Origin of the sequence: Pseudomonas sp. MF6767 (genome assembly GCF_016405475.1) — a bacterium.
GTDB lineage: Bacteria > Pseudomonadota > Gammaproteobacteria > Pseudomonadales > Pseudomonadaceae > Aquipseudomonas > Aquipseudomonas paracarnis.
Map to the genome: position 1 here is coordinate 185,064 of NZ_JAEKCY010000008.1, position 21,690 is coordinate 206,753.

Consider the following 21,690-nt stretch of genomic DNA (forward strand, 5'->3'; position numbering starts at 1 on the left):
AACGTGATAAACAGGCTGATATCGGAATCACTGGCCGGATAAGGCGAACAATCTAATGAACAAGCTTGAGTTGCTGCGCACCTTCGTACGCGTTACTGAGTTGTCGAGCTTTACCCAGGCCGGTCAAAGTCTGGGCTTGCCGCGCTCTACGGTCTCCGAGCATGTGCAGGCGTTGGAGGAGTTGCTCGGCGCACGGCTGTTGCAACGCACCACGCGCAAGGTGCAGGCGACCCAGGATGGTCGTGTGTTGTATGAGCGCAGCAAGGATCTGCTGGCGCATATGGAAGAGCTGGAAGGTTTGTTCCGTCAGGACGAAACCCAATTGGCCGGGCGCATACGGGTGGACATGCCCAACGTCATGGCGCGGGGCTTGATCTTGCCGAACTTGCCCACGTTCATGGCGCGCCATCCTCTGATCGACATGGAGATCAGCGGTTCGGACCGCCAGGTGGACATGATCGCCGAAGGTTTTGATTGCGTGGTGCGCGTCGGCGCCCAGCCCGATCAAACCGTGGTAGCGCGGCGGGTGTGCAGCATGCCGATGGTCAACTGCGCGAGCGCGGCGTACCTGCAACGGTATGGCGTGCCCGAAACCCTGGCAGACCTGGCGCATCACCAGTTGGTGCATTATGTGCGGCCGCTGGGCGCACGCTCGGCCGGGTTCGAATACATGGTGGGCAACAAGGTGCAGCGGCTGCCGATGGCAGGCCGGGTGACGGTCAACAGCACCGACGCCTATCAATCGGCGTGCCTGGGCGGGTTTGGCATCACCCAGGTGCCGCAGCTCGGGATACGCGACTTATTGGCCAGCGGCGAGTTGGTGGCGGTGCTGCCCGACTACCAAGCGCCGCCCTTGGATGTGTCGTTGCTGTACGCCGGCCAGCGGCATCTGCCGTTGCGAGTGCGGGTGTTCATGGACTGGTTGACCGCCACCCTGCAAGCTCATCTTTAACGGCGTGCCGACAACTGCTGGGGCGCCAGAAACGCGTCGTGGAAGTAATCCCGGAACGCTTGCATCGCTGGGGTAAACGCGCGCTCGCGGTGCCAGGCCAGGCCGACGCTCATGGGGGTGACCGGGTCGGTCACGGTCAGGGTTTCGATGCGTTTGCCTTCCAGGGACCAGGGCCGGTGTACCAGGTCTGACAGGATCGCCACGCCGCTGCCGTTGGCAACCATGCTGCGCACCGCCTCCACTGAGCTGGTGCGCAGCCGCACCTTGGGCGTTTGCCCGGCCTGTTCCCAGTAGCGCATGGCGCTGTGTTCGGCTTCGTCGACGGTGAGCAAAATGTAGGGTTCTTGGGCCACGTCGGCCAGGCTCACGGCACCGCGTTCGCACAATGGGTGATGGCTGGGCAGCCACAGGCGGCGCTCGGAGTTGAACAGAATTTCCGAGACGATATCCGTGTGGGTGAGGTTGGCAGTGAGCACCACAGCCATGTCGAACTGGCCGTCGAGCAGGCCCTGTTCGATGGCCTGGCGCTCCTGTTCGAACACCTCGATGGTCACGTCCGGATGCCAATGCTCCATGCGCTGTAAATGGTGCGGCAGGAAATAACCCAGCACGGTGTAGCTGGCCGCCACCCGCAGCACGCCGCTGGCGCGGTAGTCCGGCAACGGGCTGTTGAGGGCATCTTCCACGCTGCGCACAATCACATAGGCACGGTTGAGAAAATGCCGCCCGGCATCGGTGAGGTTCATGCCTTGGGCCGAGCGCACGAACAACTGCACGCCGAGCATGGCTTCCAGCTCCTTGATCGCTGTGGTCACCGCCGATTGGGAAATATTCAGATGAATTGCTGCCTGGGAAATCTGGCCGATTTCCGCAGTGGCGACGAAATAGCGAACCTGGCGCAAGGTTAAAGACATATCGCACTCTGCTTATTGATCGATCCCACGCTCTGCGTGGGAATGCCTCTTGTGGCGCTCCGCGTCACGGTCTCAAGTGCGGACGCAAAGCGTCCATGGCTGCATTCCCACGCAGAGCGTGGGAACGATCTGGGGTCGAGGATAAAAAGCTATCTGATTTTCAGAAGATGGGCCATCTGATAATAGATCTTCCCAAGGGGTCAAGCCCCGGCCTACTTTGCGGGCATCACCTTTGGCGGAGCGACCCTGATGCAGGCAGTGGATTTCAATTCAGACATGGGCGAAAGCTTTGGCCCCTGGACCATCGGCGACGGCGTCGACGCAGAGCTGATGGGCTATATCAGCTCGGCCAATATCGCCACCGGCTTTCACGCTGGCGATCCGGGCACCATGCGCCGCACCGTCGAGCGCGCCAAGCAACTGGGTGTGGCCATCGGCGCGCACCCAGGCTTTCGTGACCTGGTGGGTTTCGGTCGCCGGCATATCAACGCACCGGCCCAGGAACTGGTGGACGACATGCTCTACCAGCTCGGTGCCCTGCGTGAAATGGCTCGTGCCCAAGGCGTGACCCTGCAACATATCAAGCCTCACGGCGCGCTTTACATGCACCTGGCCCGTGATGAAGAGGCCGCCCGGCTGTTGGTGCAGAACCTGCAAATCATTGAGCCCACGCTGATGCTGTACTGCATGCCCAACTCAGTGATCTGGCGCATCGCCAAGGAACTGGGGCAGCCGGTGGTGCGCGAGTTCTATGCCGACCGTGAATACGACCTGAGCGGCTCCATCGTGTTTACCCGCAATGTGCGGGCGCTGGCCCCAGCCACAGTGGCCGCCCGGGTCTTGCGTGCGTGTCAGGCCGGCCTGGTACGTACCGTCGAAGGCGAAGACCTTGCGATCGAATTCGATTCCATCTGCCTGCACAGCGACACCCCTGGCGCCCTGGATCTGGTGGAGGCTACCCGTGAAGCCTTGGACCAGGCGGGTATCGACGTCAGAACACCCCGATAAGATCCAACCCTTACTTTTTTGCCTGCCTTTCTACAAAGATTCCAAGAGGAACAGACATGGCTGAAACGTCCCCCATCCGCTATAGCTTCGGCGGTGATGAACATCTGTTTGCCGAGGTCAGCGACAGCATGTCCCTGGAGGCTTTTTTCAAGGGCATGGCGGTGACCCGCGCCGTGGAGCGCCTGGCACTGGAAGGCGTACTGGATGTGTGCCTGGCCAATGCATCCTTCCAGATTCGCTTCGACCCTGACCGCATCGCCCCTCACGCGCTGCTCGACGCCGTGCAAAGCGCCGAAGCCCAGGCCGTGGCCGAACGTACCTTGCGCACGCGCATCATCGAAATCCCAGTGCTCTATAACGACCCCTGGACCCACGAAACCCTGATGCGTTTTCGTGACCGCCACCAAGACCCCAGCGGCACAGACCTGGAATACGCGGCACGCATCAATGGCCTGGCCGACGTGGACGCGTTCATCGCCGCCCACAGTGGCGCGCCGTGGTTTGTGTCGATGGTCGGCTTTGTCGCGGGCTTGCCGTTCATGTTCCAGATGGTCGAACGCGAGCGGCAATTGCAGGTGCCCAAATACCTGCGGCCACGCACCGACACACCGAAACTGACCCTGGGCCATGGCGGTTGCTTTGGCTGTATCTACTCAGTGCGAGGGGCGGGCGGTTATCAGATGTTCGGCGTTACCCCGGCACCGATCTACGACCCGGCGCAGCAGTTGGCGTACCTCAAGGAGCACATGGTGTTCTTCCGCCCTGGCGATATCGTGCAGTTCAAGCCGATGGACCGCGAGGCATATGACCTGGCGGTCGCCGAGGTGGACGCCGGGCGTTTCGACTTGCGCATTCGCCCGGTGGAGTTTTCCCTGGATGCCTTTCTCGCCGACCCCATCGGCTATCCGAAAACCCTGCAGGAGGCGCTGGCATGATCAAGGTCCTCAAACCCGGCCTCGCCACCTCCGTGCAGGACCTGGGCCGCGAAGGTTATTACCATTTAGGCATCCCACCATCGGGGGCGCTGGACCAATACGCGTTGAGTGCGGCCAACCACCTGGTGGGCAATCCCGTGGGCGCGGCGGGCCTGGAATGCACGCTGATCGGGCCGGCGCTGGAGTTCCAGCAGGACGCGCTGGTGGCCTTGAGCGGCGCCTTGATGTCGCCGCGCCTGGACGGTGAAGTGGTGCATCAGGACACCGCCTTTGCCGTACGCGCCGGGCAGGTGCTGCGGTTCGAGTTTCCCAAGGCCGGCGCACGCACCTACCTCGCCGTCGCCGGCGGTATCGACGTGCCGTTGGTGCTCGGCAGCCGCTCCACCTACACCCTCGGCGCCCTCGGCGGGTTTAATGGCCGACGCTTGCAGGAGGGCGATCAATTGCCGATCGGTAGCGCCAGCGGTACCGGGCGTGCGGGCAACAGCTTGCCGATGGCGTTGCGGCGTTCGGTCGGCGGCGATGTGACGTTGCGGGTGGTGCCGGGGCTGTATTACGAACGCTTGAGCTTGGAGGCCAAAAGCAGCTTTTTTGCCGAGCCGTGGACGGTCGGCTCCGAGGCCGATCGCATTGGCTATCGCTTCAAGGGCGGCAGCGCGTTGAGCTTCCAGCCGCGGGAACAGCCGTTTGGCGCCGGCTCCGATCCTTCCAACATCGTGGACAGTTGCTACCCGATTGGCTCGATTCAAGTACCGGCGGGGCTGGAGCCGATTGTGCTGCACCGCGATGCGGTGTCGGGCGGTGGCTACGCGATGATCGGCACGGTGATCAGCGCCGACCTGGACTTGATCGGGCAAATGCAGCCCAACCAGCGAGCGGGGTTTGTGGCGGTGAGTCTGGAGGAGGCTTTGGAGGCGCGGCGGTTGTACAAGAAGCGCCTCAGAGCGATGACGGGACTCTTCAATCACTGAACATACGCTTAACCCCTGTGGAAGCTGGCTTGCCTGCGATAGCGGTGGGTCTGCTTGCATTGTCTTGGCTGATACACCGCAATCGCAGGCAAGCCAGTTCCCACCTTTGGGCTTATTTCAATTTGAGAATTTGCGGAATGCCCACCGCCCAGCGATCAGGGTGAAGGTTGCGACCAAGGCCACCAGTATCCAGAAGCCTTCCGGGTCTTGGGACAGGGGCACCCCACCCACATTCATGCCAAAAAAACCGGCAATGATGTTGATCGGCAGCGCCAGCACCGTCACCACCGTGAGGGTAAACAATGTGCGGTTGCTCTGTTCATTGAGGTTGGCGGCAATCTCTTCCTGCAACAGTTTGATGCGTTCGCCCAGGGCGGTCAGGTCGTTGATGATCAGCGCAAACTCCTCGGTGGATTTGCGCAATTCCTTCACGTCTTCCTTTTGCAGCCATTGCGGCGGGCGATTGAGCAGGCGTAGCAGCGAGCCCGGCTCCAAAGCCAGCAGGCGTTGCAGGCGCACCAGCACGCGGCGGGCGGCGCCCAGTTCGGCACGGTTGGTGGACAGGCGCGAAGACAACAGCTGATCCTCGATTTGGTCAACGCTGATGCTGGTCTTGCGCACGATCTGCGTCAGCACTTCGCCCTGGTCGCGCAGCAGGTGCACCAACAGCTCCAAGGGGGAGCGAAAGTGTTCGCCGGCCTTCACCGACGAGCGCAATTTATCCACCGAGTGCAACGGCTGCAGGCGTGCGCTCACCAGCAAGCGGCTGCGCGCGCACACCCACAGCGTGGAAATATCCGACGACACCATGCTGCTGAAGTTGAACACCACATCGTTGACCACGGCCAATAAGGCCGAGTCCACATGCTCGATGCGCGTGGAGCGTGAGCCTTCATGCAAGGCTTCAAAAAACTCTTCTGGCAATGACAGATGCGCCTGCATCCAGCGCTCGCAGGCGGCGTGCGCCAGGTTCAGGTGCAGCCACAGGAATTCGTCCGGGTCTGGCGGTTGCTGCAAGGCGGCGAGGGCGGTGGCGGAATCAATTTGCTGGCCTTTCTCGCCGGGGCGAAAACGAAAACCGTAAAGCAGGCCAAACAGATCGGAATCCTGATGGCCGTGGTCGATGCTGTGGTTCATGGCGACTCGCAGAGAAAGGGCCTGTAGGACGTTTCACAGGTTCCTGAGCGAATCATTGCAAGGCGGTATGACGGTTATGTGACGGTTTGAGGCTCGCATAAAAAAACGCGCCATCCGAAGGTGGCGCGTTTTTTCAAGGTTCAACTCAGGTGTCTTGCTTGTTTTCCAGCACGGCACCGGTTTTGGCGTCGAGCTTCACATCCCATTTCTTGCCGGTGGTGTCGGTCAGGTCCACTTCGTAGACCAGCTTGCCAGCTTCGTGATCCAACTCGGTATCGTTGATGGTAGCGCCGGCATGTTGGGCGACGGCGGCGGCGTTGAGCTTTTCGAACGCCATCACTTCACCGGTCTTGAGCAGGCTGGGAATCTGGTCCGGACGAACATCAGCCTGGGCCAGGCCGGCGGTCAAAGTCAGGGCAGTAGCAGCGAACAGGGCGGTCAAGGTTTTCATGGTGTATGTCCTTCTTAGGTTGAGCTGTTTAAGTGGCGCCAGATTAACCAGCGCAACTTAACTCAGCCTTAATGGCTCACTGACACCAACGCTTTTAGTACTTATGGTCGTTGAGCAGGTCTTGCACGCTGGACGACGGCCAGCGCTTGTAGAACTTCAACAGCTCGGCGGCGCGGTTGGTAAAGATACCATCGACGCCGGCCTTCATGACCTTCTCGAAGTCCACCGGCTCATCCACGGTATACACATGCACCAGCAGGCCCTTGTCGTGGGTCAGCTTGTTCATTTCCGGCTTCACCAGGTCGGTGTAGCTCTGGTCGCCGTGGTCGGTCAGCTCAGCCGACGGGCCGGTGCCGATGGCGCCGAGGCTTTTGGCCTCATCGACCCACTTTTCGAATTCGGCGGCGTCTTTGGGCTCTTGCTTGGCGTAGTAGGCGGCCTTGGTGGCTTCGCCAGACTCGGCGAAGGTCACTTTGGATTTGGGCTCGATGCTGCCTTCACCTACCCACAACAGCAGGATTTTCGGGGTGTTGGGCATTTCCTTCTGCAGCTCTTTAAGGCTGGCGGTTTCGAAGGTTTGCAGCACCACGCGGCCCTTGCCTTGGCCGACACCGGTGTTGCTCTTGCCCAGCTTGGAGCCGGCGGAGCTCAGCCAGCCTTTGTCCAGCAGCTTGTTTTTCAGGTCGGCTTCGATGCCCGGGAACTGCTTGGGCTCCTTGGTCTCGATGTACAGGCCGGGTTTGTGCGAGGGGTTGCCTTCGGCGATCTTGATGATGTCGTCCAGGCTCAGGATTTTCAGGCCAACGAAACCAGGGCGCGCGCGGTCCGGGTAGGCGGCGTTGAACCAGCTGCCGGCGTCGAGGGTTTGCAGTTCTTTCCAGGTGAACTCGTTGGCAGGCGCGTCTTTGCGCTCGGGGAACTTGGTGGCGACGTCGGTGGTGCGCTGCAGGTTGTTGTCGTGCAGGGCGAACAGTACGCCGTCCTTGCTGCGTTGCAAGTCCAGTTCCAGGTAGTCGGCACCCAGGTCGCGTGCAACCTTGTAGGCAGCGGCGGTGGATTCAGGTGCGTCGTAGGATGCGCCACGGTGAGCGATCACGGCAGGATAGGGGATGCCTTCGTTTGTCGCCAATTCGGCCGGGCTGACCGGTTCGGCAGCCTGTGCCTGGCCAAGGCCGAGCATCAACGCCAGCAGCAAGGCGCTTTTGGAAAACGTGACAGGCATATGCGAAGTCCTTTCGTGGAGGTAACTTTGAGAAGGTGTCCTTTTTAACAATTGATTGCGAACGGCGCTATCACCAAACCGACATTAACGTGCGCACCGGCCAATTTTGTCGACTTTTTTGCAGGGCGTTGCAGTATTCTTACGGGTAGCTGCCCCGTCAGAGGGCGGTATTTTCTGCCACGCGTGTAAACCATCTTTCCAGTCCCTGTGGGACTTTTCAGTGAGGTTTACCATGCGCATCACTTCAGAGCTTATCTGCCAGGCCGCCGACCAACTCCAGGGATTTGTCGGCCTCAACCGCAAGACCGGCCAGTACATCGTGCGTTTCAGCGAAGACTCATTCGGCATGGACGTGGCCGATGACGGCATCATCCCCACGGCCGAGTTCGTCTGGCTGCCGGCCGCCGACCACACCATGACCCTGTGCCGAGCGCGCCTGCAGTTGTTGCTCGACCAGAATATCGACGAGCGCATCAACATCACCGAGCCGCTGCGGGTGTATATGCGTCGGGTAGAGATCCCGCAGATCAGCGCGTTGCGTAGTTTGGTGAGCTGAGCGTCCGCGATTTTGCTAACGATGACGAGCAAATGTGGGAGCTGGCTTGCCTGCGATAGTATCAATGCGGTTTCACTGCATCACCGAGGTGTCTGCATCGCAGGCAAGCCAGCTTCCACAAGGGGTCAGTGTCTCAAGTGGAGAAGGTGTAGGCCCGCTCTACCTTGCATACCCGTGTGTGAAACGCCGCATACCAGGTGGCCCGCCCTTGCTCGCGCACCTGCCGATGCTCGGCCTGCTGTTTCCAGGCCAGTATCGCCGCCTCACTGGCCCAGTAGGATACGGTGATCCCCAGTCCATCCTCCCGCGCCGATTCCACCCCAAGGAACCCCGGTTGTTGCCTGGCCAGTTCCAGCATGCGTGTGGCGGCCTCGCCATAACCCAGGTCGGCGCCGGTGCGCAGCGAGCTGAAAATTACCGCGTAATAAGGTGGGGCGGGTGTCTTGGCGATCATACCGATACCTCCTGGCAGGCCTTGAGCAGCGCAATCGCCAGCGGCGGCGTGATGCCCTTGAGTGCGGCGCGTTCGGGCTGGAACAGGGTGGCGACGAAGAACGGGTGGTCGAGCAGTTCCACCGCGCGCAGATCGCCCGCCGAATCGTGGCCGGTGGGAATCAGGTTGGCGTCCAGCAGGGCGTCGGCAAAGGCGGGGTTGATGCCGTAGCGGCAACGGTAACCCTCGTGGATGTCCAGGCGGCTGTAGGCCTGGGCAATGCGCGTGTACGGGGCCAGGCGTACGGTGTTGCTCACCTCCACCAGGGAGCAGTCCAGCGGCGTGATGACGGCGCGTTCAGCATCCGGCATTAATTCGCCGTGCTGGGCATCGGCCCAGCCGAGCACATGGCGGGCATATTCCAGCACGGCATGTTGAAAACCGCCGCAGGTACCGAGGAAAGGGCGACCTTGTTCGCGGGCAAAACGTATCGCCCGTAAGGCGCCGTCGACATCGCGATAGGGGCTGCCGGGCACGCACCAGAAACCGTCGAAGTCGCTCAGGGCAGAAGTGGAGGTGAGGGTGTCGGTGGCCAGCCATTGCACTTGGACGTTCAGGCCCAGAACGTCGGCGGCCTGTTGCAGGGCCATGGGAATGGCTTGGTGGGCGGTCACATCGGGGGTGTAATCACCGATCAGGGCAAGGTGCAGCGCGGGGGTTGGCATCATGTACGTCCATGACTTGTGGTGCGGTGATACCCACTATAGATTGGCGCTCACGCAATCAATATTGGCGTTTGCCCATATGTTCAATGCAGTCACGCACTATCAAATCGACTACGCCGACCTGTCATTGATCCTGGCCCTGGTGCGCGGCGGTACCCTGGCGCGGGCGGCGGCGCTGCTGCGGGTCGATGTGTCCACGGTATTCCGTGCGGTGCGGCGGCTGGAGGCGGCGCTGGGCCAGACCCTGTTTGAAAAAAGCCGTGCCGGTTATTTGCCCACCAGCCTGGCGAGCAACCTGGCCCAACAGGCCGAGCGTGCCGAACAGGCGCTGGAGGCGGCGCGTATTGGCGTGGAGCAGGGCGGTGAAGTGATCAGCGGTACCGTGCGCCTGACCTGCACCGACTCGGTGTTGCAAGGCTTGCTGTTGCCGGCCCTCGCGCAGTTCATGCCGGCCTACCCGGCGTTGACCCTGGAACTGAGCACCTCCAATGACTTCGCCAACCTCAGCCGCCGCGATGCGGATATCGCCCTGCGCCTGACCAAGACGCCGCCAGCGCATCTTGTCGGACGTTGCCTGGGTGCGGTGACCTACCAGGTGTGTGCCAGTGCCGACTATGCGCGCCTGCACCCAGACCATGAGTGGGCCGACCTGGCCTGGATCGCGCCGGACGATTTTTTACCCGATCACCCCACCGTCATCTGGCGCCGTGAGCATTTGCCGGGCGTGCGTCCCCGTTATCGGTGCAACAGCATGCAGTCGGTGACCGAATTAGTGCGCGCGGGGTTGGGCGTGGCGGCGCTGCCGGAGTTTCTGATGGGCGATGGCCTGCAACCGCTGGGCCCTGCGCTGGCAGGGCACGATACGGCGCTGTGGTTGTTGACGCGGCCTGATTGCCGGGCGTTACGCTCGGTGGTGACGCTATTTGATGAACTGGGGCGGCATGTGCGCTGGCTGCGAAGTTAACCTGCAGACAGCCAGCGCCAATGGCTCAGCGATTGCCCCGCTCATTGGCAAACGCACTTACCGCTTGTACTGCTTCGCCGGTGCCTTCGCGAATCTGCAGGATCACCGTGCCGGCCTGGTTGGCCAGTTCCACACCCTGGGCGGCGCGGTCGCGGGTGGCGTCCATGCTGTCGATGGCTTGGCGGGTTTCGTCCTGGATCATGGCGATCATGCCGGAGATTTCCGCGGTGGAGCCGCTGGTGCGCGCCGCCAGTTGCCGCACTTCATCGGCCACCACGGCAAAGCCACGGCCCTGCTCGCCGGCGCGGGCGGCTTCAATGGCGGCGTTGAGGGCCAGCAGATTGGTCTGGTCGGCAATGCCGCGAATGGTATTGACGATGGCGGTGATCTGTTGCGAGCGTTCGCCGAGTTTGGCGATCAGTTGCGAAGAGGTGTCGATATCCACGGCGATTTCGCGCATGCCGCTGGCGGTTTTCTGAATCACCTCGGCGCCTTTTTCCGCCATCTCCTGGGTGTTCAACGACAGGTGGTAAGCCTGGGCGGCGCTCTGTGCGTCAGCGGCATGCTGTAGCACGCGGGCGGTGACATCCGAGGCGAACTTCACCACTTTGCACAGGCGCCCGCTGGCGTCGTACACCGGGTTGTAGTTGGCTTCCAGCCACACGACCTGGCCGTGTTTGTCCACCCGCTCAAACTGGCCATTGAACAGCTCGCCCTGGTTCAAGCGCTTCCAGAACTCGCTGTAGGCCGCACTGTTGGCCAGCTCGGGCGTGCAAAACAGACGGTGATGCTTGCCCTGGATCTGCGCCAGGCTGTAGCCCATGCGCTGCAGGAAATTGCCGTTGGCGGTGATGATGGTGCCGTCGAGGTTGAACTCGATCATCGCCATGGCGCGGTCGATGGCTTCGAGCTTGGCGTTGGCTTCGCTTTCGGCTTGCAGGCGCGGGGTGACGTCCATGGCGTATTTCACCACTTTGATCACATTCCCCGCCTCATCCCGTACCGGGTTATAGCTGGCTTCCAGCCACACCGAGGCGCCGTTGGCGCCTACGCGTTCAAAGGTGCCCGACTGGAATTGGCCGTTTCGCAGGTGCGTCCACAGCTGGTTGTAGTCCGCGCTGCGGGCGAACGCCGGGGTACAGAACATCCGATGGGGCTGGCCCAGGATCTGTTCGGCGCGGTAGCCCATGGTCTTGATGAAGTTGTCATTGGCGCGCAGCACGGTGCCTTGCAGGTCGAATTCGATCACGGCCATGGAGCGTTCGATGGCGGCAAGCAGGCTGGTCTGTTGGGCTAGGCTGTGTTGCAGGGTACTGATGGTTTTCTTGTGAGCGTTGAATAGCATGGTGGAGGGCTCGGGCATGCAAGCGTATGCGGGGTCCATGTATTTGCGCCTGACCCCGTAGGGCCCCTGGCCTTACGGTTGACTTGCTCATTGCCAGCTTCCTGATGCTGACAGAGGGGGGTAGAACAACGGTGTCAGAGTGATCAACCGACCTGGAAGTTCGCCCGTCAGGCAGGACTATTTTGACCAGGCGACCAATGGCGGCATTATGCTATTGCGGCAAGCCGGCGAATGAAGTTTCAGACGAGGTGTCATCAGACAACTCAGGCCGGATGGGCGGCCACGCAACGGGCGGAATACGCCAAAACGCTCTGCAATAACGCGCCTTAGTATGAGGGCGGAGTGCTGACTTCGTAGCCGGCCAGGAACAGGTCGATGGCTGATTCGATAACACCTGCCTGGGCGGCGGGGTCGAGGGTGGGCTGGCCGAGGGTAATCTGCGGCCAGAATGCAAAGGCCTTGAGCAGGCTTTGGATCTGGTGGGCGGCGAACCCCGGGTCGGTGCAGGTGAGGCGGCCGTCTTCCTGGGCGGCGCGCACCCATTGGGTAAAGCCTTCTTCTCGTGCGCTGAGGCGGTTGACCATGTCTTGAGCGCGTTCCGGCGAATGAATGGTGGCAGCAATGGCTACGCGTGCCAGGTCGAGGAAGTTGGCGTCCGACATCATCTGCATTTTCGCTTCCAGCAACGTGCGCAGTTGGTCGCGCAGCGGACGGTCGCTCGTATAGATCACGTCCAGCTGGGCAACGCTGCTGGCCCATAGTTGGTGGAGGATCTCGGCGAACAGTTCTTCCTTGCTGGGGAAATGGTTGTACACCGTGCGCTTGGAAACGCCAGCAGTTGCGGCGATTTTGTCCATGCTGGTGACCTCGAAGCCGTTCTCGCGAAATTCGGCAATCGCCGCAGCCACGATGGCTTCGCGTTTACGCTCGGTGAGGCGTTTGGGGGCAGTCATGGAAGGCATTCGACTCAACAATGAAATTACACCGGGCAGTTTACTTGCTCCGGATTTTGTTGCAATCTAGAAACTACACTGTGCAGTGTAATACTTGAGCGGACCGCCGGAGTCACATCGTCATGGCCACTATTTCAACCCGTCTCGACCCGGCGCCCTCGGCGCCCAAGCCTGCCGAGCAGGGCCTGGGGCACTTCAGCAACGACACTCCGGTGCAGCACGGTGGCTTGGGCAAGACCCTGCGCATTTTCTGGAACATGCTATTCAACAAGCCGCGCACGACACGGCCGGTGGGGCAGATTCCGGTACAGCCACTGACCCGCGAGCAGTTATTGGCCGCCCCTGATCACAGCGTGTATCGCCTCGGCCATTCAACCGTGCTGCTGAAACTGCGTGGTAAATTCTGGGTCACCGACCCTGTGTTTGCCGAACGCGCCTCGCCGTTCAGTTGGGCCGGCCCCAAGCGTTTTCATCAGCCGCCCATCAGTCTTGATGAGCTGCCAGCGCTGGAAGCGGTGATCCTTTCCCATAATCATTACGACCATCTCGACCGTAAAGCGGTGGTCCAATTGGCCGAAAAGACCCGCTACTTCCTGGCGCCCCTGGGCGTGGGTGACACGCTGGTCAAATGGGGCGTAGACGCCAGCAAAGTGCGCCAGCTGGAGTGGTGGCAGGGCATCGAAGTCGATGGCGTTCGTTTTGTCTGCACGCCGGCTCAGCACTTTTCAGGGCGCGGCCTGTTTGATGGCAACCAGACCCTGTGGTGCTCATGGGTAATGATCGACGCTACGCGACGTATATTTTTCAGTGGCGATACTGGCTATTTCGACGGTTTCAAACGCATCGGCGAGCAGTACGGGCCGTTTGACCTGACCCTGATGGAAACCGGCGCTTACAATGTCGATTGGCCCCATGTGCACATGCAGCCGGAGCAAACGCTGCAGGCGCATATCGATCTGAAAGGGCGGTGGCTGCTGCCGATTCACAATGGCACCTTCGATCTGGCCTTCCACGCCTGGCACGAACCGTTCGACCGCATCATGGCCCTGGCCTGGGAGCGCAATATCTCGATCACTACCCCGGCAATGGGCCAGGCGTTCCGCCTGAACCAGCCCGAGCGCGGGCAGGCCTGGTGGCTGGAAGTGGAGCCTCAACCGGTCAACGAACACGCAGCAAGCTGAGCCGATGGCCCGCTTGGAAAAGAGTTTTTCAGCGAATTTCTGCTCTGCGACAAAGGCCAAATGAGAGTGCGATGATCCCGCGGAAATTTTATTTCCGGGAGGATGTTTCGATGGACAGCCACTGTAAGAAGCTTTGGAAAATAGGGGTGCCTTGTGCCCCAGCCCAACCGCTACCCCCGCCAATGAACGCCGCCGACGTACCCGCTTCACCCCCCCATGCTGCACCCACCTCTATTGTCTTTGGCACCGAACAGGCTGCGGGCGCCATGCTCATCCCAGGGTATAACGCCCTGGCGCCCCATCTACGGCCGGTGCGTGACCCCGCGCTATCACTTGTCGCCCTCAGCGGCGAGGACCCTACCGAACCGGTGATGGTAGAGGTACCGCTCGTGTTGAATAACACCACGTTCACCGCCACGCGGGCGTTGACGGGCTATCGGGTCGGGTATGTCGAGCGCTATGTGCAGGGCAATCACGTTGAACGGGTCGAACACAGTGAGGCCTTGCACCGAGTCTTCGACACCCTGCGCAGGGCCGGTGTCCAATGGGTAGCGGTGGACATGCAGCGCAGCGGCGACAATCAGCAGGCCTGTCGTGAAATCGATGAGCGGGTGGCAGGCCTTCGCCTGGATGCCTTGGTGTCGGAGGACCCCGAAGCCGCCTTTCATAACGCCTCGAGAAGCGGATACCCCACGGTGTGTGAAACCCTGGAGGATGGCTCCAGAGTCTGGTTTTACGGTGCACGCTGGGCAGGTGATCGTTTGGCGGCACTGGTACGCGCTTACCGCCAGCTACGGCCATAGACGTTATTGAAGACTACGTCGGGCTGGGAAGAGTAGGACGCAGCAGCAGGATTCGCCCGAAATAGTGATGGGGTGTCGGCTCTTAGACTGGTGCGGTGTTATCGACCGATAACGCTCACATCCAGTTAGACAGAGGGGAATTTCATGATCGGACCAGTTTCGGTAAGTGGATGGGCGACAGGCCTGCTTCAGGAACTTGCAAACCCTGTGCAAGGTTTCAAGAGTGCCTGCCAGATGTCATTGGAGATGGGCCAAGGTGGCGGCGTTACCTCAGAGTCACTGTTGAGGGACTCGCTCAAGCAGATTGCCAATATTGATCGTGGGCTACAGGGCGGCAATGCGTTTTTGGAAACCAACCCGGATGCTATGAGGGAGGCGAAGGCCCGCGACCAGGAACGTGCCAATGGCCGCGTACTCAAGCACTTGCATGGCGTGCCGATAGCGCTGAAGGATGTCTTCGAAACCAACGACCGCATGCAGACCAGTGCAGGTTCGAAGGCCTTGGTGGGCGCGCCGGCCACTAAAACCGCCAAGGTTGTCGACAATTTGTTGAAGCACGGGGTGGTGATTGTGGGGAAAACCAATATGAGTGAGCTGTCCAACTTTCGGTCACTATTACCTGTGGATGGCTGGAGCTCCCGAGGTGGCCAGACGCTGAACCCTCATCGACTCGGAGGGCCGGTGGCTGGGTCGAGTTCAGGTTCGGCAGTGGCGGTCGCCCAAGGGCATGTGCCTGTGGCACTGGGGTTGGAAACCAACGGATCGATCATCAGCCCCGCCGCCTACAACGGTGTGTTTGGCCTGAAAACAACGACGGGCCTGGTCAGTACCGAAGGCGTCATGACCAGCACTCGCATGGACGCGGTGGGGACTTTTACCCGCAATATCTGTGATGCGGCCGAAGCGCTTAACGCAATGACCGAGACCACTGCCTACACCAAGGGCCTGCAGTCCGACGCCTTGAAGGACAAGCGAATTGGCTATACCCCTTTACCCGAGTTGTCCGCTGAGGAGGCCAAGGACCCGGCCAAGCGAGCAGACCGCAAGCATTATGAGGCGGCGCTCGACGTGATGAAGGCCCAAGGGGCGATTCTGGTGCCGATGGCGCGGTTGGATGCTGGCGTCCCCGAACAAACCTATGTCGATTATAACAACGCGCTTTTCTCGGAGGTCAAGCAAGCGCTGGAAGGCTACCTGGCTGGGCGAGAAGGTTTGCCGGTCAAATCACTCTCTGAGCTGATTGCTTTTATCAACCGCACCCAGAAACCTGGTGAGCCTGACCAGAAACTGCTGGAAATGATCAATGGGGTGCAGACCAACCAGGAAGATCGCGATGCGCTGTGGAAAGCCATTCTTCCTATATTTCAGAACACCATTGATGACCCCATGAAGGAGCACAAGCTCGACGCCATGGTGTCGAACTTCCAGTCCCACAATTATTTTTTCAGCGCTGCGGCCGGGTACCCAGGCATATCCGTTCCGTCAGGCATGGATGAAGATGGCATGCCCACGGCACTTTACGTGTATGGCTCCGCCAACAGTGAAGCGACCTTGCTGTCAGTCGCCTATGGTTATGAACAAGCCTCACAGGCCATTCAAAAACCGGCTTTTCTCCCAGGTGCTCCCTTCACACCGACACCTGCCAGTACAGAGGACGTGGTTGAGACTACTGACACTTGAGTTTGAATCAGCCTCTGCAGACGGCTGCCTCGCAGAGGTTGTGCCAGGGTTCAATCGACCGCCACGGGTGCATTTGAAACTATTGAAGCGCCCGGAGAAACACCTGGGCTCTACGCACCATTGGGTTGAGGCGTTTGTGAGTCAATGGTTGCGGTGGTTGAACCCATCAACCGGGAAATGAGGCCTTGCGCAGAAGGTTGCGCTGCGGCGGTATCAAACCGCCGCGCACTCATCCCCCACCCCGGCGCGAACCCCGGGAAAAATACCAGCCCTTCGGCCTCCAGGCGAAACGCCAGGATCAAACGAGTTTCATCGTCCACGTCGCCGTGGCCTTCCAGTTTCTCAATTGCTTGCACCGCCACGCCAGCCTGGCGAGCCAGCTCTTCGCGGCTCCAGCCCAGCATCACGCGCGCCTGCGCGCAGTGTTTGGTGGTGAATTGATGCAAGACGATCTGTTGTTCTACGAAAGAACTCATTGCCAGAGAGGACATGGGGTTTCTCCAGGTTCGACAGGGGAGGCGCAACTATACTGTGTTTTTGTACAGTTGTTTCTACCGCTCATCCATTGGCGTTGCAACCCCTTATGATTCCAGCCCCGGCGCCTCGCGAATAATCAGGTGATCCAGGTTTTCGATCCTGGCGCTGAATACCCCGAACGTCTGCTCGGGTTTTTTCTGGCTGGGCACCTGCACAAGCTGCGGCGTGACCCCGTAGAAAAAGCAATACAGCGGCCGTTCGCTGCTGGCCGCCGCCTTGATCTGTTCCAGGAATGCCGTGCGCTTGCGGTAGTTTTCGATAAGCTTTTTGCTCAGGTAGACATTTACCGAATAGGGCTTCTTGTCGAGCCACACCTTCTTTTCGAAGTCGATGCGAAAGCTGCTGGTGTAGTCCTTGATGGTCTTGATCTTGCCCCAGTAAATCAAACCCTGGTTGTCTTGCAGGTATTCGATCTTCTTGAAGAATGCCCAGTAGGTCGCCGTGTGCTCACCGATCTTCAAGGGCATGGCCTTTAGCTTGTCCTTGTCATCGATGTTGGACACGTAGCACTCCACCGGGTGTGCGAATACGCTGGTTTTGTCCGGGATCGAGTCATTGCTGCCAGAAGAGGTGGTAGCGCGGTTTGCGGGCACTTTCGTCGGCTCCTGCAGGACGCTCCCAGCGGTGCCGACTACCGGCGTTCTAAGCTCGTACAGTCGCCGCGTCAGCACAAATTCCGATGGGAAATTTTCCTCACGCTCGTCGTCATTTTCACCCGTCGCAGGTTTATGGCTGCCGGCATAGCGGCAGCCGTCGATATGCCGCGTGCCGGGTTTGTTCTTGAAGTGCGGCGTGCGCTGGTAGTTGACGTTCTTGGCGTTGAAGGTACTCAACGCATTGGCGCTATCGAACGCCGCACGGCAGGCGTCGTTGGGGCACAGGAAGCTGTCTTTGTCGGAATCGAAGGCGGTAGTTTCATCGAAATTCAGATCTCGCACGTCGTAGATTGACAGCTTGTCGTCGAGACTCAGGCTGTAGGCCGTGTCGAATTTCATGGGGCTCGGGTCCGTCAGAGGTTTGGCTATTAATAGCCGGATCTTGCGTAAATATCAGCAAGAACCTGCCACGCGTCGCCCGCTCAAGAAACACAGGGTGCCACCCATGGCCGTGAGTGCGGCCAGGGCAAAGAACATGCTGGTGGGCGCCGCATTGATCAGCAGATAGCCACAAATCACCGGGCTCATGGCCCCGCCAAACGCGGCCAGGTTCTGTGCGCCGTAATAACTGCCGCGTAGTGCATCCGGCGCGATGGTGTCGATAAACAGAAACTCCGAGGGGTAGATGATCATCTCGCCCAGGGTGAACACGAACATTGCCAGGCACCAGGTCAGCAGACTGTGCGCCTGGCTGAAGCCGACCAACCCGGCAATAAACAGCAGGGTGCCCAGCACGATCCAATGGCGCAGTTGCTCGCGCTTGAGAAATCGGCCGATTTGGTACTGCATCAAAATCACGGTGATGGCGTTGCAGGCGAGCACCGCAGACAGAATTTTCAGTGCCTGGTCGGGTGTGTAGGCCACCAGCAAAAACTGCGACAGATAAAGGGTGTAGCGCCCATGGACGATGGTGCTCAACAGGCTGCCGCTGGTGAAGAGGATCAGCGTGCGGTCGCTGCGCAAGATGCGCAGGGTGCTGAGGAAACTCTGAGGCTTATGACTGTCGTCGCGCTGGGTCGGCGCAATGCCGATCATCAGGAACAAGCTGCCAAAGGCAATGGCGCTGGCGATCAAAAACGGTGCCCACGGCAATTGGCCGGCAATCACTACGCCCAACATCGGGCCCGTGGCATAGCCGACATTGGTCAGGGTGTAGCGCAGGGAAAACACCTTGGCGCGCTCACCCACCGGCAGGTTTTCGCTGATGATCGCCTTGGAGCCGATCAGGAACAGCGCCGACGCGGCTTCAGTCACAACAAGGGTCAGCGTGGTGAGGTAGAGGTTGCTGGCAAAGGTCAGCAACAAAAAACCGATGGAGCTGGAGAGCATGGCCAGGATCAACAGCTTGCGCTTTTCCAGACGGTCGATGATGTAGCCGCCGTACAAACCCAGGAGCGTGGCGATGAACACGGCGACCCCCATCAGCAGGCCGATGTCCTGCTGGTTGAGGCCCAGGCGTGTGCTCAGCCAGAGGGCCAGCAACGGGCTGGTCATGGCACGGCTGACCACGATGGTCACCGAGCAGATCATCAGGCGACGGATTACCAGGGAGTAGGTGGCCACGGTGGGGTGGGCTCCTTGTGATTCTTACCTACACGACTCAGATCACCAGCGAACGCAGATTGAGTGTGGGAGCTGGCTTGCCTGCGATAGCGGAGTAACAGCCAACATTGTTTTAGCTGACCCACCGTTATCGCAGGCAAGCCAGCTCCCACATTCGATGGCGTTATTGGCCAGAGTTGATGGTGATTTTTTTTACCGCACCTTGTTCCAGATCCCACTTTTTCAAGATCTTGCCGTAAGTCCCGTCATCAATCATGCCCTGCAATGCCTCACTGATCGCCGTGACCAACTCGGTATTGCTCTTCTCAATCCCAAGCCCGGTGAATTGCTTGGAAATCGCCAGGCCCACCGGCTTGTACTTGCCTTTGTCCAGCGACATCAAATAAGGAATGGTCTCGCTGCCCTGCATCGCCGCATCCAGGCGGTTCTGCTGCAACTGCGCCCGGGCATCTGCCGAGCCTTCGGTGCCGATCACCACGATTGCCGGCTTACCCGCCGCTTCGCAGTTTGCCTTGCTCCAGGCGGTAATTTCAGACGGCCAGGTGGTGCGGCGGCTGGTGCCGACTTTTTTACCGCACAGGTCGGTCAATTCCTTGATCTCTTCGCGCTTGGCCAAAGTGTAGAGCTGCGGGCCGCTGGTGAAGTAGTCGATGAAGGTCACGGCTTTCTGGCGCTCGGCGGTATCGGTCATGCCCGACAGCACGATGTCCACGCGCTTGGTGGTCAGGCCGCTGAGCATCTGTTCGAAGCCGGTTTCCTGCCATTTGATCTTCACGCCCAGTCGCTCGGCCAGGGCGTTGCCCAGGTCGAAATCGAAACCGGTGAGTTTGTTGGTGGCCGGGTCCTTGAAGTCCATCGGCGGGTAGTTCGGCACGATGGCCGCGCTGATCTCACCCTTGTCCTTGATGGCTTGCGGCAAGGCCGCGAATACACACGAGGAGGCCATCAGGCCTGCAAGCAAAGTAGGGATAAACATCTTCTTCATGGGGGCGTTCTCGTTAGTTTTTTAGTTAAGTGCGAACGGCAGAAATAAAGCTTTGGGTACGCGGGTTTTGTGGGCTTATTAGAATGTCTTCCGGGCTGCCGGCTTCCACAATCTGGCCGGCGTCCATAAACACCATGCGGTTGGACACTTCGCGAGCGAAGCCCAATTCATGGGTGACCACGATCATGGTCATGCCGGTGGTGGCCAAATCGCGCATCACCGACAGCACTTCGCCTACCAGCTCCGGGTCGAGGGCTGAGGTGGGTTCGTCAAACAGCATCAACTTGGGGCGCATCGCCAAGGCCCGGGCAATTGCCACACGCTGTTGCTGGCCGCCGGACAACTCCACCGGGTAGGCATTGCGCTTATCCGCCAGGCCAACGCGGGCCAGCAGTTCCAGCGCATCTTCGATGGCTTCCTTGGGCGAGCGCTTGAGCACCTGGCACGGGCCTTCGATGATGTTTTGCAACACAGTCATGTGCGGGAACAAATTGAACCGCTGGAACACCATGCCGGTGGCCAGGCGCTGGCGGGCGATCTGCGCTTCGTTCATCTCGTGCAGCTTGTTTCCGACCACTCGATAACCAACCAATTCGCCATCGACCCACAGGCCGCCCTTGTCGATCTTTTCCAGCTGATTGACGCAACGCAGCAGGGTACTTTTGCCCGAGCCGGACGGGCCGATGATGCACATCACCTCGCCTTGCTCGACCTCTATATTGATGTCACGCAGGGCGTGATACTGGTCGTAATACTTGTTCAGGTTGACAGCCTTGACGATGCTTCTCATGGGGCAAATCTCCTCAACCCAGGCTTACGAACGCTTGCCGGCGCCGCGGGCAAAACGACGCTCGAGGCGGCTTTGACCGAATGAAAGAACAGTCACCACCGCCAGGTACCAGATGCCCGCCACAATCAGCAGCTCCATCACCCGGGCGTTGGCGTAGTAGATGTTTTGCGCGTTGTGCAACAGCTCCGAGTACTGGATGACACTGGCCAGGCTGGTCATTTTCACCATGCTGATGAACTCGTTGCCTACGGGCGGGATGATCACGCGCATCGCCTGCGGCAGAATGATCCTGCGCAGCGCCTGCAGGCTCGGCATGCCGATGGACTTGGCCGCCTCGTATTGGCCGGTGTCCACCGACAGCAAGCCGGCACGCACCACTTCAGCGGTATAGGCGCCCTGGTTGATGCTCAAGCCGAGCAGGGCGGCCACGAAGGGCGTCATCAGGTCGACGGTGTCGATGCTGAACAGGCCCGGAATCGCGATCACCGGGAAGATCAACGCCAGGTTGAACCACAGCAGCAGCTGCAAAATCAGCGGTGTACCGCGAAACAACCAGGTGTAGGTGATGGCCACGTAACGCAGGATCGGGTTGGCCGACATGCGCATGATCGCCGTGATCACTCCGATCACTACGCCCAATGCCATCGCCAGGATCGACATGACGATGGTGTTCACCAGGCCCCAGAGGATGGCTTGCGACGTAAGGAACTGGCCAATGTAGGACCATTCGATCTGGCCATTGGCAAACGCGCGCAACAGCGCCGCCAACACAATCACGATCAGGGTGGCAAAAAACATCCGCCCGTAATAGCGCCGCGGCACGTGCTCGTACTGGGTGATATCGAACTGGTTTTCGGACAACTTGCGCTCGGCTTCCAAGCGCTCGGCCGGGGTTTGGTTCATGCTGCTACTCCAAAATTTATTCTTGA

At 60.0% G+C, this 21,690-nt stretch carries 23 protein-coding genes; 9 read left to right on the plus strand and 14 right to left on the minus strand.

The window, feature by feature from the left end; all coding sequences use genetic code 11:
- The first annotated feature begins 55 nt into the window (after positions 1-55).
- Complete coding sequence (locus JFT58_RS15335) at positions 56-952, plus strand: LysR family transcriptional regulator (RefSeq protein ID WP_054896723.1); 897 nt, start codon at positions 56-58, stop codon at positions 950-952.
- Here JFT58_RS15335 and JFT58_RS15340 read toward each other — a convergent pair.
- Positions 949-1,866: a LysR family transcriptional regulator gene (locus JFT58_RS15340; RefSeq protein WP_054896724.1), complete on the minus strand. Its 918-nt coding sequence runs from the start codon at positions 1,864-1,866 to the stop codon at positions 949-951. The genes JFT58_RS15335 and JFT58_RS15340 overlap by 4 nt on opposite strands.
- Before the next feature lie 249 nt (positions 1,867-2,115).
- On the opposite strand from JFT58_RS15340, the gene JFT58_RS15345 reads away from it, so the two are divergent.
- From JFT58_RS15345 to JFT58_RS15355, 3 genes are read left to right on the plus strand one after another with little or no spacing between them, the layout of a single operon-like run.
- Positions 2,116-2,874 carry a 5-oxoprolinase subunit PxpA gene (locus JFT58_RS15345; protein WP_054896725.1) on the plus strand — a complete coding sequence of 253 codons (759 nt, stop codon included), beginning with the start codon at positions 2,116-2,118 and terminating at the stop codon, positions 2,872-2,874.
- A 56-nt stretch (positions 2,875-2,930) separates the two neighbouring features.
- Positions 2,931-3,809: a 5-oxoprolinase subunit B family protein gene (locus tag JFT58_RS15350; protein ID WP_054896726.1), complete on the plus strand. Its 879-nt coding sequence runs from the start codon at positions 2,931-2,933 to the stop codon at positions 3,807-3,809.
- On the plus strand, positions 3,806-4,780 hold the full coding sequence (locus JFT58_RS15355) for a biotin-dependent carboxyltransferase family protein (RefSeq protein ID WP_054918276.1): 975 nt from the start codon (positions 3,806-3,808) through the stop codon (positions 4,778-4,780). The genes JFT58_RS15350 and JFT58_RS15355 overlap by 4 nt, the downstream gene beginning before the upstream one ends.
- Before the next feature lie 117 nt (positions 4,781-4,897).
- Here JFT58_RS15355 and JFT58_RS15360 read toward each other — a convergent pair whose 3' ends face one another.
- The 3 genes from JFT58_RS15360 to JFT58_RS15370 all read right to left on the minus strand — a co-directional run bounded on the left by JFT58_RS15360 (position 4,898) and on the right by JFT58_RS15370 (position 7,590).
- Positions 4,898-5,917 (minus strand): transporter, encoded by a 1,020-nt coding sequence (locus JFT58_RS15360; RefSeq protein WP_054896728.1) that lies wholly within the window; start codon positions 5,915-5,917, stop codon positions 4,898-4,900.
- A 145-nt stretch (positions 5,918-6,062) separates the two neighbouring features.
- The gene (locus tag JFT58_RS15365; RefSeq protein ID WP_034128489.1) at positions 6,063-6,368 is read right to left on the minus strand and encodes a PepSY domain-containing protein; all 306 of its coding nucleotides are present in this window, start codon (positions 6,366-6,368) and stop codon (positions 6,063-6,065) included.
- A 94-nt stretch (positions 6,369-6,462) separates the two neighbouring features.
- On the minus strand, positions 6,463-7,590 hold the full coding sequence (locus JFT58_RS15370) for a glycerophosphodiester phosphodiesterase (RefSeq protein WP_034128488.1): 1,128 nt from the start codon (positions 7,588-7,590) through the stop codon (positions 6,463-6,465).
- 232 nt (positions 7,591-7,822) lie between these two features.
- Here JFT58_RS15370 and JFT58_RS15375 point away from each other — a divergent pair, with 232 nt between their 5' ends.
- The gene (locus JFT58_RS15375; protein WP_014719621.1) at positions 7,823-8,146 is read left to right on the plus strand and encodes a DUF2025 family protein; all 324 of its coding nucleotides are present in this window, start codon (positions 7,823-7,825) and stop codon (positions 8,144-8,146) included.
- A gap of 133 nt (positions 8,147-8,279) precedes the next feature.
- On the opposite strand, the gene JFT58_RS15380 is transcribed toward JFT58_RS15375, so the two are convergent.
- Positions 8,280-8,600: an antibiotic biosynthesis monooxygenase family protein gene (locus JFT58_RS15380; RefSeq protein WP_034128487.1), complete on the minus strand. Its 321-nt coding sequence runs from the start codon at positions 8,598-8,600 to the stop codon at positions 8,280-8,282.
- A complete protein-coding gene (locus JFT58_RS15385) occupies positions 8,597-9,304 on the minus strand; it encodes a CTP synthase C-terminal region-related (seleno)protein (protein ID WP_054896729.1) in 708 nt (235 codons plus the stop codon). The genes JFT58_RS15380 and JFT58_RS15385 overlap by 4 nt, the downstream gene beginning before the upstream one ends.
- A 79-nt stretch (positions 9,305-9,383) precedes the next feature.
- Here JFT58_RS15385 and JFT58_RS15390 point away from each other — a divergent pair, with 79 nt between their 5' ends.
- On the plus strand, positions 9,384-10,268 hold the full coding sequence (locus tag JFT58_RS15390) for a LysR family transcriptional regulator (RefSeq protein WP_054896730.1): 885 nt from the start codon (positions 9,384-9,386) through the stop codon (positions 10,266-10,268).
- Positions 10,269-10,293: 25 nt separating this feature from the next.
- Here JFT58_RS15390 and JFT58_RS15395 read toward each other — a convergent pair whose 3' ends face one another.
- Complete coding sequence (locus JFT58_RS15395) at positions 10,294-11,613, minus strand: methyl-accepting chemotaxis protein (RefSeq protein WP_054896751.1); 1,320 nt, start codon at positions 11,611-11,613, stop codon at positions 10,294-10,296.
- A 326-nt stretch (positions 11,614-11,939) separates the two neighbouring features.
- A complete protein-coding gene (locus JFT58_RS15400) occupies positions 11,940-12,566 on the minus strand; it encodes a TetR/AcrR family transcriptional regulator (protein WP_034128571.1) in 627 nt (208 codons plus the stop codon).
- A 122-nt stretch (positions 12,567-12,688) separates the two neighbouring features.
- Here JFT58_RS15400 and JFT58_RS15405 point away from each other — a divergent pair, with 122 nt between their 5' ends.
- From JFT58_RS15405 to JFT58_RS15415, 3 genes are all read left to right on the plus strand, one after another.
- Positions 12,689-13,747, plus strand: coding sequence for an MBL fold metallo-hydrolase (locus JFT58_RS15405; RefSeq protein WP_054896731.1), 1,059 nt, complete (start codon positions 12,689-12,691; stop codon positions 13,745-13,747).
- Positions 13,748-14,013: 266 nt separating this feature from the next.
- Complete coding sequence (locus tag JFT58_RS15410) at positions 14,014-14,550, plus strand: hypothetical protein (RefSeq protein WP_229999914.1); 537 nt, start codon at positions 14,014-14,016, stop codon at positions 14,548-14,550.
- Between the two features lie 144 nt (positions 14,551-14,694).
- On the plus strand, positions 14,695-16,230 hold the full coding sequence (locus tag JFT58_RS15415; RefSeq protein ID WP_229999917.1) for an amidase family protein: 1,536 nt from the start codon (positions 14,695-14,697) through the stop codon (positions 16,228-16,230).
- A gap of 110 nt (positions 16,231-16,340) precedes the next feature.
- On the opposite strand, the gene JFT58_RS15420 is transcribed toward JFT58_RS15415, so the two are convergent.
- From JFT58_RS15420 to JFT58_RS15445, 6 genes are all read right to left on the minus strand, one after another.
- The gene (locus tag JFT58_RS15420) at positions 16,341-16,721 is read right to left on the minus strand and encodes a helix-turn-helix domain-containing protein (protein ID WP_054896732.1); all 381 of its coding nucleotides are present in this window, start codon (positions 16,719-16,721) and stop codon (positions 16,341-16,343) included.
- A gap of 90 nt (positions 16,722-16,811) precedes the next feature.
- On the minus strand, positions 16,812-17,762 hold the full coding sequence (locus JFT58_RS15425; protein ID WP_054896733.1) for a hypothetical protein: 951 nt from the start codon (positions 17,760-17,762) through the stop codon (positions 16,812-16,814).
- Between the two features lie 54 nt (positions 17,763-17,816).
- The gene (locus tag JFT58_RS15430; protein ID WP_054896734.1) at positions 17,817-18,986 is read right to left on the minus strand and encodes an MFS transporter; all 1,170 of its coding nucleotides are present in this window, start codon (positions 18,984-18,986) and stop codon (positions 17,817-17,819) included.
- A gap of 163 nt (positions 18,987-19,149) precedes the next feature.
- Positions 19,150-19,971, minus strand: a complete 822-nt coding sequence (locus tag JFT58_RS15435; RefSeq protein ID WP_054896735.1) for an ABC transporter substrate-binding protein — start codon at positions 19,969-19,971, stop codon at positions 19,150-19,152.
- A gap of 25 nt (positions 19,972-19,996) precedes the next feature.
- Entirely contained in the window at positions 19,997-20,761 is a 765-nt protein-coding gene (locus tag JFT58_RS15440) for an amino acid ABC transporter ATP-binding protein (RefSeq protein WP_003193648.1), read from the minus strand.
- 24 nt (positions 20,762-20,785) lie between these two features.
- Positions 20,786-21,664 carry an amino acid ABC transporter permease gene (locus JFT58_RS15445; protein WP_019819278.1) on the minus strand — a complete coding sequence of 293 codons (879 nt, stop codon included), beginning with the start codon at positions 21,662-21,664 and terminating at the stop codon, positions 20,786-20,788.
- Positions 21,665-21,690 lie beyond the last annotated feature (26 nt).

Bases quoted from the DNA above. Each gene is read 5' to 3' on its own strand.
- JFT58_RS15440 (WP_003193648.1), bottom strand. From the start codon at position 20,761: ATGAGAAGCATCGTCAAGGCTGTCAACCTGAACAAGTATTACGACCAG.
- JFT58_RS15340 (WP_054896724.1), bottom strand. From the start codon at position 1,866: ATGTCTTTAACCTTGCGCCAGGTTCGCTATTTCGTCGCCACTGCGGAA.
- JFT58_RS15390 (WP_054896730.1), top strand. From the start codon at position 9,384: ATGTTCAATGCAGTCACGCACTATCAAATCGACTACGCCGACCTGTCA.
- JFT58_RS15385 (WP_054896729.1), bottom strand. From the start codon at position 9,304: ATGCCAACCCCCGCGCTGCACCTTGCCCTGATCGGTGATTACACCCCC.
- JFT58_RS15365 (WP_034128489.1), bottom strand. From the start codon at position 6,368: ATGAAAACCTTGACCGCCCTGTTCGCTGCTACTGCCCTGACTTTGACC.
- JFT58_RS15395 (WP_054896751.1), bottom strand. From the start codon at position 11,613: ATGCTATTCAACGCTCACAAGAAAACCATCAGTACCCTGCAACACAGC.
- JFT58_RS15425 (WP_054896733.1), bottom strand. From the start codon at position 17,762: ATGAAATTCGACACGGCCTACAGCCTGAGTCTCGACGACAAGCTGTCA.
- JFT58_RS15380 (WP_034128487.1), bottom strand. From the start codon at position 8,600: ATGATCGCCAAGACACCCGCCCCACCTTATTACGCGGTAATTTTCAGC.
- JFT58_RS15370 (WP_034128488.1), bottom strand. From the start codon at position 7,590: ATGCCTGTCACGTTTTCCAAAAGCGCCTTGCTGCTGGCGTTGATGCTC.
- JFT58_RS15335 (WP_054896723.1), top strand. From the start codon at position 56: ATGAACAAGCTTGAGTTGCTGCGCACCTTCGTACGCGTTACTGAGTTG.
- JFT58_RS15405 (WP_054896731.1), top strand. From the start codon at position 12,689: ATGGCCACTATTTCAACCCGTCTCGACCCGGCGCCCTCGGCGCCCAAG.
- JFT58_RS15410 (WP_229999914.1), top strand. From the start codon at position 14,014: ATGCTCATCCCAGGGTATAACGCCCTGGCGCCCCATCTACGGCCGGTG.
- JFT58_RS15445 (WP_019819278.1), bottom strand. From the start codon at position 21,664: ATGAACCAAACCCCGGCCGAGCGCTTGGAAGCCGAGCGCAAGTTGTCC.
- JFT58_RS15435 (WP_054896735.1), bottom strand. From the start codon at position 19,971: ATGAAGAAGATGTTTATCCCTACTTTGCTTGCAGGCCTGATGGCCTCC.
- JFT58_RS15350 (WP_054896726.1), top strand. From the start codon at position 2,931: ATGGCTGAAACGTCCCCCATCCGCTATAGCTTCGGCGGTGATGAACAT.
- JFT58_RS15415 (WP_229999917.1), top strand. From the start codon at position 14,695: ATGATCGGACCAGTTTCGGTAAGTGGATGGGCGACAGGCCTGCTTCAG.
- JFT58_RS15345 (WP_054896725.1), top strand. From the start codon at position 2,116: ATGCAGGCAGTGGATTTCAATTCAGACATGGGCGAAAGCTTTGGCCCC.
- JFT58_RS15400 (WP_034128571.1), bottom strand. From the start codon at position 12,566: ATGACTGCCCCCAAACGCCTCACCGAGCGTAAACGCGAAGCCATCGTG.
- JFT58_RS15420 (WP_054896732.1), bottom strand. From the start codon at position 16,721: ATGTCCTCTCTGGCAATGAGTTCTTTCGTAGAACAACAGATCGTCTTG.
- JFT58_RS15360 (WP_054896728.1), bottom strand. From the start codon at position 5,917: ATGAACCACAGCATCGACCACGGCCATCAGGATTCCGATCTGTTTGGC.
- JFT58_RS15355 (WP_054918276.1), top strand. From the start codon at position 3,806: ATGATCAAGGTCCTCAAACCCGGCCTCGCCACCTCCGTGCAGGACCTG.
- JFT58_RS15375 (WP_014719621.1), top strand. From the start codon at position 7,823: ATGCGCATCACTTCAGAGCTTATCTGCCAGGCCGCCGACCAACTCCAG.